Source organism: Agromyces sp. Y182 (genome assembly GCF_059445385.1).
In genome coordinates, this window is the sequence record NZ_JCAIUF010000001.1 from 3,034,790 (window position 1) to 3,049,205 (window position 14,416).

Consider the following 14,416-nt stretch of genomic DNA (forward strand, 5'->3'; position numbering starts at 1 on the left):
ACTGGCCTGTGACCGGCAGATGAGGTGTTCGTCAACGGGCGGTGACCGATGCGCCTTCGTCGTCTTCCTCGTGCACGTTGAAGCGGTAGCCGACGTTGCGCACTGTGCCGATGAGGCTGTCGAGGTCGCCGAGCTTCGCACGGAGCCGTCGCACGTGCACATCGACCGTGCGGGTGCCGCCGAAGTAGTCGTAGCCCCACACCTCGCTGAGCAGCTGCTCGCGGGTGAACACCCGCGAGGGATGCGCTGCGAGGAAACGGAGGAGTTCGAACTCCTTGTAGGTGAGATCGAGGGTGCGACCGTGCACCTTCGCCGAGTAGCTCGCCTCGTCGATGACGACGCCGGAGGTCTGGATGCGCTCGCTCGGCTGCGACGACTGCGAACGACCGATCGCGAGGCGGATGCGCGCGTCGAGCTCTGCGGGGCCGGCGTGCTCGAGCACGACGTCGTCGGTTCCCCAGTCGGGCGTCACCGCCGCGAGTCCGCCCTCGGTGACGATCAGGATGAGCGGCACGGAGAGCCCGGTCGTGCGGAGGATCTGCGAGAGTGCCTTGGCACCGGCGAGGTTCGTGCGGGCGTCGAGGAAGACGAGATCGGATTCGGGCGCCCTGACCAACTGCTCAGGCGAAGCGGGAATGATCCGCGTTCGATGAGTCAGGAGTGACAGAGCCGGAAGAACATCGTCGTTGGCCGCCGGCGACAAGATCAGGAGCTGCGCCACGCTCACCCTCCAGTAGTAAGGTGCGGTCAATACTACGGGACGCCGACGGGCGCGCCGCGACACGAATGGGGAGACGATGATCGACGAGACCGACACCGGCAGCGGATGGCTCGGCATCGCGCTCGTCTGGGCGATCGCGCTCGTCGGCGCGGTCGTGGTCGTGACGCTCGCCTACGCGGGAACCGCGGCCTGGTTCGGTGACACGACGCGGCTCGGCGTCTACGGCGCGCTCGGCGTGGTGCTCGCGACATCCGTCATCGCGGCTCTCGTCACCCAGCTCGCCACGCGACGGCCAGAGGGCTTCGTCGTGCGGGCGAGCTGGAGCATCGCCGGCGCCGTCGCGGTCATCGCGATCGCGGCCCTCGTGGTGACGCCCGTCGCCGTGCCGTGAGCGGATAGACTCAGAGCATGTCTGAGCTGCTCGCCCTCGAACTCCTCTTCATCGGCCTGCTCGGCCTCGCGAGCCTCGCGATCGCGTGGGTCAGCGGAGTGGTCGTCTACAAGCTCTTCAAGGGCCAGCGCTAGGTGCCCGTGAGGACGTGGCAATGATCGACCTGCCCGTCGACCTTCCGGCAGAGCTCGTGCCGCTCTCCTGGCTGCTCGGGGTCTGGGAGGGCTCGGGCGTCATCGACTACCAGGGCGGCGCCGAGCCGGTGACGCACGAATTCGGGCAGCGGGTGAGCTTCAGTCACGACGGTCTCCCGCACCTGAACTACACCTCGTACTCCTGGCTGTTCCCGGCCGAAGCAGGCGGTGAACCGACACCGCTCGTCACCGAGACGGGGTATTGGCGCTTGGCCCGCGAGCTCGGTGAGGGCGACCCGGGGCCGGGGATGCTGCCGGGGGTCGGCGAGTCGCGCTTCACCGATGCCGAGGCCGTCGAGTCACTGCGCAACGCCGACGGCGGCTTCGACATCGAGGTGTCGATCGTGCACCCCGATGGAGTCAGCGAACTCTACCTCGGCCAGGTCAAGGGCCCCCGGATCGACCTCGCGACCGATGCAGTGCTGCGCACGAGCAGCGCGAAAGACTACGCGGCCGCCACGAGGCTCTACGGCCTCGTCGACGGCCATCTGCTCTGGGCGTGGGATATCGCCGCCCTCGGAAACGAGCTGCGCACCCACGCGTCGGCCCGACTCGCGAAGGTCGACTGATGACTACTTCCCCTTTTCTCGGCCTGTCGGGCGCCGTCGCAGCCGAAGGCGTCGATGCGGGTGTCGCCGGCCACTACGGCAACCCGATCGTCGAGCAGCGCCACCTCGAACGCGGGCAGGCGATCGTCGATCTCTCGGGCCGTGGCGTCGTGACCGTGACCGGCCCCGACCGGCTCTCGTGGCTGCATTCCATGGCGAGTCAGGCGCTCGACCGGCTCGCTCCGGGTGAGAGCGCCGAGGCCCTCTTCCTCGACGCATCGGGGCGCATCGAGCACGCGGCGCATATCGTCGACGACGGCGCCACCACGTGGCTCGTCGTCGAGGGCGACGAGGCTGCGCCGCTCGCCGCCTTCCTCGATCGCATGCGGTTCATGCTGCGGGTCGAGGTCGCCGACGCGAGTGGCGAGGTCGCCGTGCTCGGCGCGATGTCCACGACTCCACTGGATGCCGCGGCGCCGGCGTTCGCCCCGAACGGTGTCGCCCTCGACTGGGTCGACCCGTGGGAGCACCTCCGCCCCGGGGCGCATCAGTACGCCCGCGACGCCGGCCACCCGGCATCCGAGTGGCACTGGATCGAGCGCATTGTGCCGCGCGCAGCGCTGGCCGACGCGGCGGAAGCTGTGCGCGCCGGCCGGGTCGACGTTGCGGGTGCGCTCGCCGCCGAGGCCCTGCGGGTCGCAGCATGGCGTCCGCGCCTCGCGACCGAGGTCGACGAGCGGTCCATCCCGCACGAACTCGATTGGCTGCGAAGCGCCGTCGACCTCGGCAAGGGCTGCTACAAGGGCCAGGAGACGGTCGCCAAGGTGCTGAACCTCGGGCGTCCGCCGCGGCGGCTCGTGCTGCTGCACCTCGACGGGAGCGATACCGTGCTGCCAGTGCCCGGAGACGAGGTCGTCGGCGAGAAGGTCCGCCCCGAGCCCGCCGCCGGTGCGGAGCCCGAGCGCAAGGTCGTCGGTCACATCACGACGGCGGTCATGCATCACGAACTCGGCCCCGTCGCGCTCGCGGTCGTCAAGCGCGCCGTGCCGGCCGACCTGCCGCTCATCGTGCTGAGCCACGGCATCGACGTCGCGGCGGCGCAGGTCGAGATCGTGCCCGCCGATTCCGGGGCTGCCGTCGAGGTGCCGCGCTTGCCGCGGCTCGGCGTCCACAAGCGCTAGCCGTACTTCCCGTCCCGTGCTGTGCCGGGCGCCCGGGCCGGACTGCGTCGGCGGCCCGGCATCCGCAGATGTCGGGCCGCCGAGCGTCGGGCAGGCTACTTCTTGCAGTTCGCCTTGGCGAACGCGCTCACTTGGCTGGTGTAGTGACCCTGGCTGCCGTCCCAGTGGTAGGCCGCCACCGTCGCCGTGCCCTTCTTCACCTTCGCCGACCCGGTGTCGAAGAGGTGGTACACCGCCGCACCGGGTGCGACCTTGACGACCTTGTAGGTTCCCCACTCGGTCGTGAGCCGGATGTCGGCCCACACGTTGCCCGTGTTGATGGCGTAGACCGCGACGTGTGCGTTCCCGTTGATGCACTGGGAGGCGGCGTTGGTCACGACCTTCAGATCGACGGGGCCGGGTTCCTCCCCGACGGTGACGGTCGCGGCCTGGTCTGCTTCGACCGAGCCTGCGACGTCGGTGGAGCGGTACTCCACGGTGTGCTCGCCTGCCCCCGTCACGAGGATCGGATCGGCGTATGCCGCCCAGTCCCCGCCGTCGAGGCGGTACTCGGTCGCCGCCACACCTGAGGTGTCGTCGATCGCGGCGAGGGTGACCCTGACCCCGGAATCGACGTCCTCCACGGTGGCCGTCGTGGCGGGTGCCACGGTGTCGACCTTCGCGGTCGCGGCGAGTTCGGCCTCGACGTTGCCGACGGCATCGGTCGATCGGAACGCGACCGCGACCTCGCCTTCGCCGGCGAACTCGACCGGCTCCGTGTACGCCGTCCACTCGCCGCCGCCGATCGCGTACTCGGTGGATGCCACGCCGGATCCGCCGGCATCGGTCGCGGTGAGCGCGAACGTCGGCGTCGTGCGGTACCAGCCGTCGCCGCCGTCGGGCGTGGCGGGCGTCCAGGCGAGACTCGTCGTGGGGGCCGTGGTGTCGACCTGCGGGGTCTCGAGGTGAACGTAGTCGAACTCCACCACGACCGGCTCCTCTTGCTGCGGTCCGATGGCCATCAGGCCGAGACCGTGGAGGGGCTGGTCGAACGTGATCCCGGTGTCGCCGATCGGTGTCCAGTTGACGCCGCCGTCGCTCACTTCGGCTGTGTAGAGGTCGCCGGTCTTCGTGACCCGGATGTACCAGTACCCGCTCTCCGAGGAGTCGGCGATGTCGACGTTGGTGTTGCCGATGCCCGCGGCATCCACCTCGCCCGCGAGCTCGGCCCTGAGATCGAGCGCCGTGCCCGGGGAGTTGTAGGCGACGACATCCGCCTTCACGTAGTTGTCGTCGTCGGCCCACATCATGAGGCCCGCCAGCTGGTAGCGGTGCTCGAGCGGCGCCGTGAACTTCGTCGTCGCCACCCAATCGCCTTCAGGCGCCTCGGTGAGGATGAAGTTGCGGGGCGAAACCGGGTTGTCGCCGTTGATGTCACCGAGTTGGGTCTCGATCTTCAGGTGACCCTCGGCGACCTCGGCGTGGTTGGAGTCGTAGCGCACACTCCGGTCCCAGCGGCATCCGTCGAGTGCGTCGCCGTCGAACTCGTCGCTCGTGGCGACGGGCTCTCCTGGGGCCGGCTCGGGGCTGAACCGGAACGAGTCGACCTTCGCCGTCACCGGCGTCGTGCCGAGATCGCCGGCGGCCATGACGCCGATCCGCGCATCCTGCTTGAGCTGCAACTGCCCGTCGAGCGCGGTCCACGTTTCGCCGTCCGTCGAGTACGCCCCGGTCAGCGTGGTGCCGTCGCTCGACAGCTTGAGGTGGATGGTCGACGGGAAGTCGGCCGGAAGCACCGGAGCTGCCGGTGTGGTGCGCGCACCCGCCGTCTCGCTCTGGAACTCCACCATGCGGCCGCCGTTCTGGTGGCGCACGAAGGCGAGCTTGTTGTACTCGTCGTCGCTCTGGTGCACGACGAGCCCGGCCCATTGCCAGTGCGAGGTGTGCTCCAAGGTGATCTCGGTCGTCGCCTCCCACGCACCCGCAGGCAGCGGCTTGCCGGCGAAGCTCACCGGGCCGGTCGAGGCCTCGTTGATGTCGCCGGAGGTGACGGGCAGTTCGAGGACGCCGTCGGATTGGGTGATGGGGGCGGCATCATCGAAACGGAGCGCCCAAGACGGCGCGAGCGCGGGGCCGTCGAACTCATCGGAGAGCGGACTCGCCGGGCACCTGAGCGGCTCGAGCGGGTCGACGGGCTCCGGCCCCTGCGGGTCGGTGTCGATCGCGAACTCCGCGAAGTCGACCGTTCCTGCAGCGCTGGCGTGCGAGACCGTGAACATGCCCACGTCCTGCACTGCGGTCGCGCCCGCGAGATTGACAGTGCCGCCGACCTGGGTCCACGAGGTGCCGTTCTTCGAGGAGTACGCGGTGTAGTCGGCCCCGCTCCGCTTCAGCTTGACCCACACCGGGTAGCTCGTCGTTCCGCCGGCGACCGAGGTGTTCAGCTGACCATTCCCGTCGGGGTCGGATAGGAATTCGATGCCGTTGTTCGGCCGGATGCCGACCATCGCGTAGCCCGGTGACGTGCCGGGCAGCGTGACGTCGTTGCGCACGATGATGCCGGCCTTGGCCGAACCGTTCGTGTTCTCCTGGGCATCGACCCTGACGACCGCCTCCCAGTCCTCGTCGCCACCGGCCGGTGCGTACAACGTCGAGTACTCGTCGACGCCCTGCCACGTGTCGGCGCCGGCGCCCGTGACGCGGAATCGACCGTCGCCGATCCGTTCGAAGGTGCCGTCGGCGTTCGTGAAGGGCACGAGGTCGCCGAAGAGCTCACCCACTTGCGCCAGCACGATGCGCGACGTGGTGGACTTGCCTGCCGCGCTCGTCGCGACCGCGGTGAGCTCGTAGAGACCCTCCTCGGGTGCAGACCACTCCGCGGCATACGGTGCGGCGTCGTCGACGCCGATGGACTCGCCGTCGACGAAGAACTCGACCTGCTCGATCTCGCCCGCGGTGTCTGCGGCATCCGCCTCGACTGTGACATCTTGACCTGGCTCGAGCTCGACGTCCTGTTCAGGCGTCGTGATGGCCACAGTCGGCGAGGACACGGGCGATGAGCCTTGGCCGATCGCCTCGAGGAAGTTGACCTTGATCTCGCCGCCATGGAAGACGAGATAGAGATCGAGCGTTTCCGCCGGGAACTCGCTCGTCTCGACGATCGCGTCGGCGAACCGCGTCGAGCCGGTCGCCGGCACCGCGGCCGTCGCGAGCAGCTCGCCGTCGGGCGCGCCACGGCGAAGCTCGATGGAGCCTCCCTCGGCGACCGCCGAGACCCGTAGCGCGAGTCGGTCGATCCGGTGGAAGCTCACGGGGTCGTAATGCGCCCAGGCGCCGTCGCCGCCGACGATCACTCGGTCGCTCTCGACGCCCTCGAAATCTCGGCTCGGTGCCGTCGTCATATCGGTCGACGCGGAATCGAAGAACTCGGCCTGCTTCATCTTGGGGAAGACGAGCGTCGTCTGCGAACCGATCAACGGGTTCGCACCACCTGCGCCGCCGCCGTCGGTGTAGCGGGCGTCGAGCGCGAAGAAGATGTCCTCGTCGGGCGCGTGACCGCCGAGGCTCGTCTCGGTGGTGCCCGTGAGGCCGCTGAGCGGCGTCGTCGGGTGGGCGTGCTCATCGTGCCCGAGTGCCGGCTGGATGATGACGTCGTCGCCGTCGACCACCCCGTCCTCGGCGTCGTTCACCGCGACATCCCACGAGAGGTCGTCGCCGAAGTCGAAGAACGAGCCGTTCGGCGGCAGCGAGAACGCGACCGTCGGTCGGGTGTTGCCCACGGTGATAGGCGCAGTGGTCGTCGCGGTCTTGCCGTCGGGGTCGGTGACCGTGAGTCTGGCGTCGTAGACGCCGTCGACTTCGTAGGTGTGGGCGGTCACGGCGTCGGTGGAGTCGACGGAGCCGTCCCCGTCGAAGTCCCACGCGTACGACAACGCTGCATTCTCCGGGTCCGACGAACCGGATCCGTCGAATGCGACCGCGAGCGGGGCCGGGCCGGAGTCCCGGTCGACGGCGATCTTCGCCGCGGGTGAGCGGGAACCTGAGATGTAGTCGATGCGGTGCAGGCCCGATTCGGGGTTGTCGCGGCCGAAGCCGCCGCCCCAGTCGAGCACGTACAGCGCCCCGTCAGGGCCGAACTTCGAGTCGATCGGGGCGAGGAACTGCTCCTGCGGCAGGAACGCGTTGACCTTCTCCACTTGCGAGCCCGAGCCGGCGGCCGGGTCCTTGAGCTGGATCGAGTACATCTTGTTCCGCGCCCACTCGTAGAAGAATGGCTTGCCGTCGTAGGAGGCCGGGAACTTCGTGTCCGACTCGAGGTCGGGGTCGTAGTCGTAGACCGGCCCGCCCATCGGCGCGAGACCGCCGCCCTGTGGGATGACCTCCGGCACCGAGGAGCGCTGGTAGCCGTACCACATGTCGGCGGCGCGAGCCGCGGGCAGTTCGGTGAGGCCCGTGTTGCGCGGGGAGTCGTTCACGGGGTTGTCGCAGTCGAAGTAGTCGCCGACGGTGACCGGGTTCGTCGTGTAGTCGACGTCGCGGAACGGCTCGTTGTCGCCCATGCAGAGCGGCCAGCCGTAGTTGCCAGGCGAGGTGATCAGGTTCCACTCGGAGATGCCGGCCGGGCCGCGGGTCGACGGTGCGTCGTTGCCGTTGTCGGGGGAGTAGTCGGCGAGGCTGATCGCTCCGGTTGACTGGTCGACCGAGAAGCGGAACGGATTGCGAAAGCCCATCGCGTAGATCTCGGGACGAGTCTTGTCGTCGGTGTCGTCCGCTTCGGCGAACAGGTTGCCGCTGGGGATGGTGTAGCCGGGTTCATCGGCGTTCGGGGTGATCCGCAGCAGCTTGCCGCGCAGGTCGTTCGTATTGGCCGAGGTCGCCCTGGCGTCGTGGAACGTGCCCTCGCGGGTCGAGATCGGTGCGTACCCGCCCGAGGGCTCGGAGTGCGGGTTCACGTCGTCGCCGACGCTGAGGTAGAGGTTTCCGTCGGCGTCGAAGTCGAGGCCGCCACCGGTGTGGCCGGGTTCGTCGGGCAGACGGCGCGCCGGCACCTCGATGATGAGCTCCTCGGTCGCCGGGTCGATGACTCCGTTCACCATCGTGAATCGCGAGACGCGACTGAAGAAGCTCGACGGGTCGCTGTTGTCGGCGGCGTCGGGGGAGCGGTAGACGTAGAGTCGTCCGTTCTCGGTGAAGGCCGGGTCGAGGGCGATGCCCAACAGACCGTCTTCGCCGCCCGAGTAGACGTCGAGCTCGAGCGCGGTCGTGACGTTGTTCGTGGCGGGGTCCCACACGCGGATCTGGCCGCGCACGAGTTCGGTGTAGAAGACGCGCCCGTCGGCGGCGATGTCCATCGCGAACGGCGCGGAGGTGTTCTGGTCGAGCGCGACCTTCTCGAAGCTGTCCCAGACGGTGCCGCCGCAGTCGCCCTCCTCGAGGCCCGCCGCATACTTCACGCCGCCGACGACGTGCTGCATGAACGCGGGCTCCTCGTAGTGCGATCCGAAGTGGCCCATCGCGGTCGCCCAGGCGCGTCCGCCGTCGTAGGGCTTGCACCACGAGATCGGGTGGTCGTAGCCCATCGCGTTACCGCCGGCGTCGTAGCTCGTCTCGTCCATCGAGGCGAGCACGTGCGCCGTGCCCCTGACGTTGTTCGAGAAGTTGTACCACTCGTCGGCGCGATCCCAGCGGCTGCCCTCGAAGTGCCCGGTGGAGGGGTGCGTGTGATCCTCGATCCGCACGGTGCCCGGCTGTCCGGGGTCGGTTCCGGTGGCGGCGTGGCCGGGCATCAGGGATCCGACCAGTTCGTCCCACCATTGGTAGTTGCCGCGCATGTCCGTCGCGTTGTGGATGGCGACGATGCCGCCGCCGGCTTCCTGATAGCGCTCCAGGGCGGCCTTCTCGTCGGCATTCCACGGGTCACCGGATGCCTGGAACATGATCAGAGCGTCGAAGCCCGCGAGATCCGTGTCATTGAAGGTCGTCGAATCCTCGGTATGCGTCACCTCGATGCCTTCGGCCTCGAGCGCCGCGGTGATCAGCGGAGTGCCCTTGTCGATCGCGTCCGTATGCCGGAACTGCGTCGTCTTGGTGAAGATCAAGACGTGCGCGCCGTCGTGCGCCTGTGCCGGAGTCGCGGTGCCCGCGATGAATCCCACGGCGAGCAGTGCGGCGAGCGATCCGGCGACCAGGCGAGCCACGACGTTGTGAAGCTGGGTGTGCATGAGACCTCCATCGGTTCCAAATGCCGAACGTGCATCCGGGAACCGAGCCCCCGCGCGTCCGTCACGAACCTAGGGGGGACTTTTAGCATTCGTCAAGCGAAAGATGTAAATTGCGGAACTGATTTCGTTTGTTCGGCATGATGATTCTGTGTGAACAAGGACACAACGGTGCAGGCGTGAACGCAGCAGCGGATGCCTCGTCGATAGGCTGTTCGCATGTCTCACACCCTCGTGCTGCTTCGCCACGGCAACAGCGAATGGAACCAGAAGAACCTGTTCACCGGATGGGTCGACGTGCGACTCAGCGAACTCGGCACGGCCGAAGCGGTGCGCGCCGGCGAGCTGCTCGCCGAATCCGGCCTGCTCCCCGATGTGCAGCACACCTCCGTGCTGACCCGCGCCATCCAGACCGCGAACATCGCTCTCGACGTCGCCGATCGTGCGTGGATCGACGTGCGACGCTCGTGGCGCCTCAACGAACGCCACTACGGCGCGCTGCAGGGTCTCGACAAGGCCGAGACGCTCGAGAAGTACGGCCCCGAACAGTTCCAGCTCTGGCGCCGCTCATTCGACGTGCCGCCGCCGGTGCTGCCCGACGACGCCGAGTACTCCCAGGTCGGCGACCCGCGGTACGCGAACCTCGACGACACGGAGCTGCCCCGCACCGAGTGCCTGAAAGACGTCATCGAGCGCATGCTCCCGTACTGGCGCTCCGACATCATCCCCGACCTCGAGGCTGGCAAGACGGTGCTCGTGACGGCTCACGGCAACTCGCTGCGCGCGCTCGTCAAGCACCTCGACGGCATCAGCGACGACGACATCGCCGAGCTCAACATTCCGACCGGCATCCCCCTCGTCTACCGACTGGGCGACGACTTCATGCCGCTCGGTGCCGGGGAGTACCTCGACCCCGAGGCCGCCGCCGCCGGTGCTGCCGCGGTCGCTGCGCAGGGCAAGAAGTAGCCGCTCGTTGATCGAGCGCCGGATCGAGTCGGCGCACCAGCGCCGTATCGAGATCTAGCGAGCGCCGGCGAGCGTATCGAGATCCGGAAACGAGGGTCTCGATACGCTCCTGCGCCGCTCCTCGACCACCAGTGACGTGGTCGGTGTCAGAGTGCCGACTTCTCGGGGTCCCAGTCGCCGGTCGCGAGATACTGCACCTTCTTGGCGATCGAGACCGCGTGGTCGGCGAAACGCTCGTGATACCGGCTCGCGAGGGTCGCGTCGACCGTGTCGACCGCCTGGCCCTTCCACGTCTCGCCGAGCACCTTGTCGAAGACCTGGAGGTGCAGGGCGTCGATCTTGTCGTCGTCGTTGCGGATCTCCTCGGCGAGGTGCACGTCTTCGATGCGGAGCAGCTCGACGAGCTTGCGGGCGATCTCGACGTCGAGACGACCCATCTGGGCGAACGTCGGGCGCAGCGACTTCGGCACGACCTTGTCGGGAAAGCGGTAGCGCGCGAGCTGGGCGATGTGCGTCGACATGTCGCCCATGCGCTCGAGCGATGCGCTGATGCGCAATGCGCTCACGACGATGCGCAGGTCTCGTGCGACCGGCTGCTGGCGGGCGAGGATCGTGATCGCCAGCTCGTCGAGTGCGACCGTCTCCTGGTCGATGCGGTCGTCGTCGGCGATCACCTCTTCGGCCAGGCTCACGTTGGACTCGTTGAATGCACGTGTCGCCTTGTCGATCGATTCGGCCACGAGTTCGGCGAGCTCGACGAGCCGCTCCTGCACCTCGCGCAGTTCCTGCTGGAACACCTCACGCATGTCTGTGAATCCTTGTCTGCTCTGCTCTGCTCTGCTCTGGTCTGTGACGGGACACGGATGTCCCGGGACGATCCGGCCCCGGGACATCCTCCCGGCGCAAGGTGAACAACTGGTGCCGGGACCCTGAACACTCCCTAACGTACCGCCGCACATGCAGATAACGGCGGAGAGCACCGGATCGGCTGGTTAGTCTGGTTCCATGGACTCCACCTGGTTGGTGCTCACCGCACTGGCCTTCGGCACCTTCCTCGGCGCCGCCTTCATGATCGTGCTGCACGTGGCAGAGCGCCGCGGCTCGAATGCCGCGAAGGTCGTCGCGCCGACGATCCCCGATGGAGTCGACCAGGTGCTCGACGTGCTGGAGTCCGCCGGTGTCGTGCTCGATCCCTCGAACAACGTGCTTCGGGCCTCGCCCGGGGCGCTCGCGATGGGGCTCGTGCGCCAGCAGGCGCTCGTGCACCCGGAACTGCTCGAACTCGTGTCATCCGTTCGCCGCCGTGGCGATGCCATCGACGACGAGGTGACCGTCTCCCGCGGGCCCTTCGGCGAATCGACGGTGCGCCTGCACGTGCGGGTCGCGCGCCTCGGCACGCGCTTCGTGCTGCTGCTCGCCGAGGACCGCACCGAGGCGCACCGCCTCGACGAGGTGCGCCGCGACTTCGTCGCGAACATCAGTCACGAACTGAAGACGCCGATCTCTTCGGTCAGCCTCCTCGCCGAGGCACTCGAACAAGCGGCCGACGAGCCCGAGCAGGTGCGCCGGTTCGTCGGGCGCCTCTCGGTCGAGGCCGCGCGTCTCGCGCACATCACGAGCGAGGTGATCGAGCTGTCGCGGTTGCAGGCGCGCGACGCGCTGCGGCCCGACCGGCGCGTGCGCGTCGACCAGGTCATCGCCGCAGCGGTCGACCAGAACCGCGTGGTCGCCGGGGCGAAGCAGGTCGAAGTCGCAGTGAAGGCCTCGGCGAAGGCGGAGGTCTACGGCGACCGTGCGCTCCTCGTCGTGGCGGTCCACAACCTGGTCGCGAACGCGATCGCCTACTCGAACTCGGGCGGCCGCGTCGGCGTCGGCGCGAAGGTCGTCGGCGACGTCGTCGAGATCGCCGTCACCGACCAGGGCATCGGCATCGAAGCCGACGAACTCGAGCGCGTCTTCGAGCGGTTCTACCGCGTCGATCAGGCGCGCTCGCGCAACACCGGCGGCTCCGGACTCGGCCTCAGCATCGTCAAGCACACCGTGCAGAATCACGGTGGCGACGTTCGGGTGTGGTCTCAGCCTGGTCGCGGCTCGACATTCATGATCCGACTGCCGCTCGCCGAGGCCGCGATCGAGCCGGAATCCGGCGATCGCGAGCTCGAGAGCCCTGCGGATGTCGCGCCGGGGCGCGCCGCGAAGTCCAAGCCGTCATCGGCAATACCGGCTGCGAAGCTCGCAGCCTCCGATCGAGGAGACCATACGTGACCCGCATCCTGCTCGTCGAAGACGAGATCGCCCTGAGCGACCCCCTGAGCTTCCTCCTGGAGCGGGAGGGCTACGAGGTGGAGGTCGCGGCCGACGGCCTCGCGGCGGTCGCCGCGTTCGACCAGTCGGGCACCGACCTCGTGCTCCTCGACCTCATGCTGCCGGGTCTGCCGGGCACCGAGGTGTGCCGTGAGATCCGCAGCCGCTCGACGGTGCCGATCATCATGCTGACGGCCAAAGACTCCGAGATCGACATCGTGGTGGGCCTTGAACTCGGCGCCGACGACTACGTCACGAAGCCGTATTCGACGCGTGAGCTGCTCGCCCGCATCCGGGCGGTCCTGCGTCGCCGCATCGAGATCGAGGACTTCGACGAGGCGGTGCTCGAAGGCGGCCGAGTACGCATGGACGTGGATCGGCACACCGTCGAAGTCGACGGAACGCCCGTGCCCATGCCGTTGAAGGAATTCGAGCTGCTCGAATTGCTGATGCGCAATCCCGGTCGCGTGCTGACGCGGGGCCAGCTCATCGACCGGGTCTGGGGCTCCGACTACTTCGGCGACACGAAGACGCTCGACGTGCACATCAAGCGCATCCGCTCGAAGATCGAATTGCAGCCCTCGGAGCCGGTGCAGCTCGTGACGGTGCGCGGGCTCGGCTACCGCTTCGAGGCGTGAGCGCGGCGCGGCAACGGTCGCGCCCAGCGGAACGGTACGCAGAAGGGGTGGCGGATGCCTTGCATCCACCACCCCTTCGCGGTGACGTCAGGGTACGAGGTGTGCGTACTCGGGCAGGCGGCCGTCGAGCACGGGGATGAGCTTCTCCACGCCCTCGACCGAGCCGTACTGGAAGAACATGGGAATGAGGCTGCCGGGTATGGAGTCGATGTCCTCGAGCAGCAGCGGCTCGACGACGTCGATGCCTTCGATGTCGTCGGTGCCGAATGCGACCGTGCTTCCGGCCTCGACCTCGATGGTCTGAGTGTCGCCGCCTCCGGCGCCGAACTGCACGCCGAGTTCGACATCATCGGTGCCGTTGTTCACGATGGTCATCACGAGGGTGCCGTCGACTCCGTCGTCGGAGACGACGAGGATGTTCCGGAGGTCGAGCTCGCCCACGTCGACTGAAACGCCGTCGCTCGCGTCGTAATGCTCGGTCGTCGCCTGGTATGTCAGCATCGAGCATCCGCTCGCGCCGAGCGCGATGCCGAGGGCCAGAGCAGCGGATGCCGCGAGACGCGCCTTCACAGAACCTCCAAGTGCAAGCGTGCGCGCGAGCGGTGGCCCGGGCGCAATGGGATCGGAACCGAGCATATCGTACGGAAGATGCCGCTCGAGAAGGGAGGCGGAACCTTAGCATGATCCTGAATGTGATATCCTGTTAGTTGCCGAAAGGACATCTATTCATGCTTTTTGAGGTTGGCGAAACCGTCGTTTACCCCCACCACGGTGCCGCAACGATCACCGAGGTCAAGAAACGCATCATCAAGGGTGAAGAGAAGCTCTACCTCAAGCTGAACGTCACGCAGGGCGACCTCGTCATCGAGGTGCCCGCTGAGAACGTCGACCTGGTCGGCGTTCGCGACGTCATCGGCAAAGAGGGCCTCGACAAGGTCTTCGAGGTATTGCGCGCCCCGTTCACCGAGGAGCCGACCAACTGGTCGCGTCGCTACAAGGCGAACCTCGAGAAGCTCGCTTCGGGCGACGTGATCAAGGTTTCCGAGGTCGTTCGCGACCTCTGGCGCCGCGATCAGGATCGCGGCCTCTCGGCCGGTGAGAAGCGCATGCTCGCGAAAGCGCGCCAGATTCTCATCTCCGAGCTCGCGCTCGCCGAGAAGACCGATGAAGAGGCGGCTTCGACCGTGCTCGATGAGGTGCTCGCCTCCTAGCGAGTCCTCACGAACGGCGGGCGCGAGAGCGCCCGCCGTTTCGCGTCCCCGCAGGTCGAGTAGGC

11 protein-coding genes are annotated in these 14,416 nt (G+C 67.9%); 7 read left to right on the forward strand and 4 right to left on the reverse strand.

What is annotated here, in order from left to right; genetic code table 11:
• Positions 1–31: 31 nt before the first annotated feature.
• Positions 32–721: a response regulator transcription factor gene (locus AC1C2R_RS13940; RefSeq protein WP_495353082.1), complete on the reverse strand. Its 690-nt coding sequence runs from the start codon at positions 719–721 to the stop codon at positions 32–34.
• A 76-nt stretch (positions 722–797) separates the two neighbouring features.
• On the opposite strand from AC1C2R_RS13940, the gene AC1C2R_RS13945 reads away from it, so the two are divergent.
• From AC1C2R_RS13945 to ygfZ, 3 genes are all read left to right on the forward strand, one after another.
• On the forward strand, positions 798–1,112 hold the full coding sequence (locus AC1C2R_RS13945; RefSeq protein ID WP_495353083.1) for a hypothetical protein: 315 nt from the start codon (positions 798–800) through the stop codon (positions 1,110–1,112).
• Positions 1,113–1,266: 154 nt separating this feature from the next.
• Positions 1,267–1,875 carry a heme-binding beta-barrel domain-containing protein gene (locus AC1C2R_RS13950; RefSeq protein WP_495380306.1) on the forward strand — a complete coding sequence of 203 codons (609 nt, stop codon included), beginning with the start codon at positions 1,267–1,269 and terminating at the stop codon, positions 1,873–1,875.
• Positions 1,875–3,035, forward strand: a complete 1,161-nt coding sequence (gene ygfZ, locus AC1C2R_RS13955; RefSeq protein WP_495380307.1) for a CAF17-like 4Fe-4S cluster assembly/insertion protein YgfZ — start codon at positions 1,875–1,877, stop codon at positions 3,033–3,035. Before AC1C2R_RS13950 ends, ygfZ begins: the two co-directional genes overlap by 1 nt.
• A 95-nt stretch (positions 3,036–3,130) precedes the next feature.
• Here the strand turns inward: ygfZ and AC1C2R_RS13960 are convergent, their stop codons facing one another.
• Positions 3,131–9,235 carry a ThuA domain-containing protein gene (locus tag AC1C2R_RS13960; protein ID WP_495353086.1) on the reverse strand — a complete coding sequence of 2,035 codons (6,105 nt, stop codon included), beginning with the start codon at positions 9,233–9,235 and terminating at the stop codon, positions 3,131–3,133.
• A 216-nt stretch (positions 9,236–9,451) separates the two neighbouring features.
• On the opposite strand from AC1C2R_RS13960, the gene AC1C2R_RS13965 reads away from it, so the two are divergent.
• Positions 9,452–10,198, forward strand: coding sequence for a phosphoglyceromutase (locus AC1C2R_RS13965; protein ID WP_495353087.1), 747 nt, complete (start codon positions 9,452–9,454; stop codon positions 10,196–10,198).
• Between the two features lie 146 nt (positions 10,199–10,344).
• On the opposite strand, the gene phoU is transcribed toward AC1C2R_RS13965, so the two are convergent.
• Positions 10,345–11,004, reverse strand: coding sequence for a phosphate signaling complex protein PhoU (phoU, locus tag AC1C2R_RS13970; protein WP_495353088.1), 660 nt, complete (start codon positions 11,002–11,004; stop codon positions 10,345–10,347).
• A gap of 199 nt (positions 11,005–11,203) precedes the next feature.
• Between phoU and AC1C2R_RS13975 the strand changes: the two genes are divergently transcribed.
• Together AC1C2R_RS13975 and AC1C2R_RS13980 are read left to right on the forward strand one after the other, a co-directional pair.
• Positions 11,204–12,463 (forward strand): sensor histidine kinase, encoded by a 1,260-nt coding sequence (locus AC1C2R_RS13975; RefSeq protein WP_495380308.1) that lies wholly within the window; start codon positions 11,204–11,206, stop codon positions 12,461–12,463.
• Positions 12,460–13,140, forward strand: a complete 681-nt coding sequence (locus AC1C2R_RS13980; RefSeq protein ID WP_495380309.1) for a winged helix-turn-helix domain-containing protein — start codon at positions 12,460–12,462, stop codon at positions 13,138–13,140. The genes AC1C2R_RS13975 and AC1C2R_RS13980 overlap by 4 nt, the downstream gene beginning before the upstream one ends.
• 87 nt (positions 13,141–13,227) lie before the next feature.
• Here the strand turns inward: AC1C2R_RS13980 and AC1C2R_RS13985 are convergent, their stop codons facing one another.
• Positions 13,228–13,710: a hypothetical protein gene (locus AC1C2R_RS13985; RefSeq protein ID WP_495353091.1), complete on the reverse strand. Its 483-nt coding sequence runs from the start codon at positions 13,708–13,710 to the stop codon at positions 13,228–13,230.
• A 158-nt stretch (positions 13,711–13,868) separates the two neighbouring features.
• On the opposite strand from AC1C2R_RS13985, the gene AC1C2R_RS13990 reads away from it, so the two are divergent.
• Positions 13,869–14,351 carry a CarD family transcriptional regulator gene (locus tag AC1C2R_RS13990; RefSeq protein ID WP_022889889.1) on the forward strand — a complete coding sequence of 161 codons (483 nt, stop codon included), beginning with the start codon at positions 13,869–13,871 and terminating at the stop codon, positions 14,349–14,351.
• The last annotated feature ends 65 nt before the right edge of the window (positions 14,352–14,416 follow it).

What these genes read in the sequence shown, in the direction of transcription:
- AC1C2R_RS13965 (WP_495353087.1), top strand. Translation starts at nt 9,452, where the DNA reads ATGTCTCACACCCTCGTGCTGCTTCGCCACGGCAACAGCGAATGGAAC.
- AC1C2R_RS13945 (WP_495353083.1), top strand. Translation starts at nt 798, where the DNA reads ATGATCGACGAGACCGACACCGGCAGCGGATGGCTCGGCATCGCGCTC.
- AC1C2R_RS13950 (WP_495380306.1), top strand. Translation starts at nt 1,267, where the DNA reads ATGATCGACCTGCCCGTCGACCTTCCGGCAGAGCTCGTGCCGCTCTCC.
- AC1C2R_RS13960 (WP_495353086.1), bottom strand. Translation starts at nt 9,235, where the DNA reads ATGCACACCCAGCTTCACAACGTCGTGGCTCGCCTGGTCGCCGGATCG.
- AC1C2R_RS13975 (WP_495380308.1), top strand. Translation starts at nt 11,204, where the DNA reads ATGGACTCCACCTGGTTGGTGCTCACCGCACTGGCCTTCGGCACCTTC.
- AC1C2R_RS13990 (WP_022889889.1), top strand. Translation starts at nt 13,869, where the DNA reads ATGCTTTTTGAGGTTGGCGAAACCGTCGTTTACCCCCACCACGGTGCC.
- ygfZ (WP_495380307.1), top strand. Translation starts at nt 1,875, where the DNA reads ATGACTACTTCCCCTTTTCTCGGCCTGTCGGGCGCCGTCGCAGCCGAA.
- phoU (WP_495353088.1), bottom strand. Translation starts at nt 11,004, where the DNA reads ATGCGTGAGGTGTTCCAGCAGGAACTGCGCGAGGTGCAGGAGCGGCTC.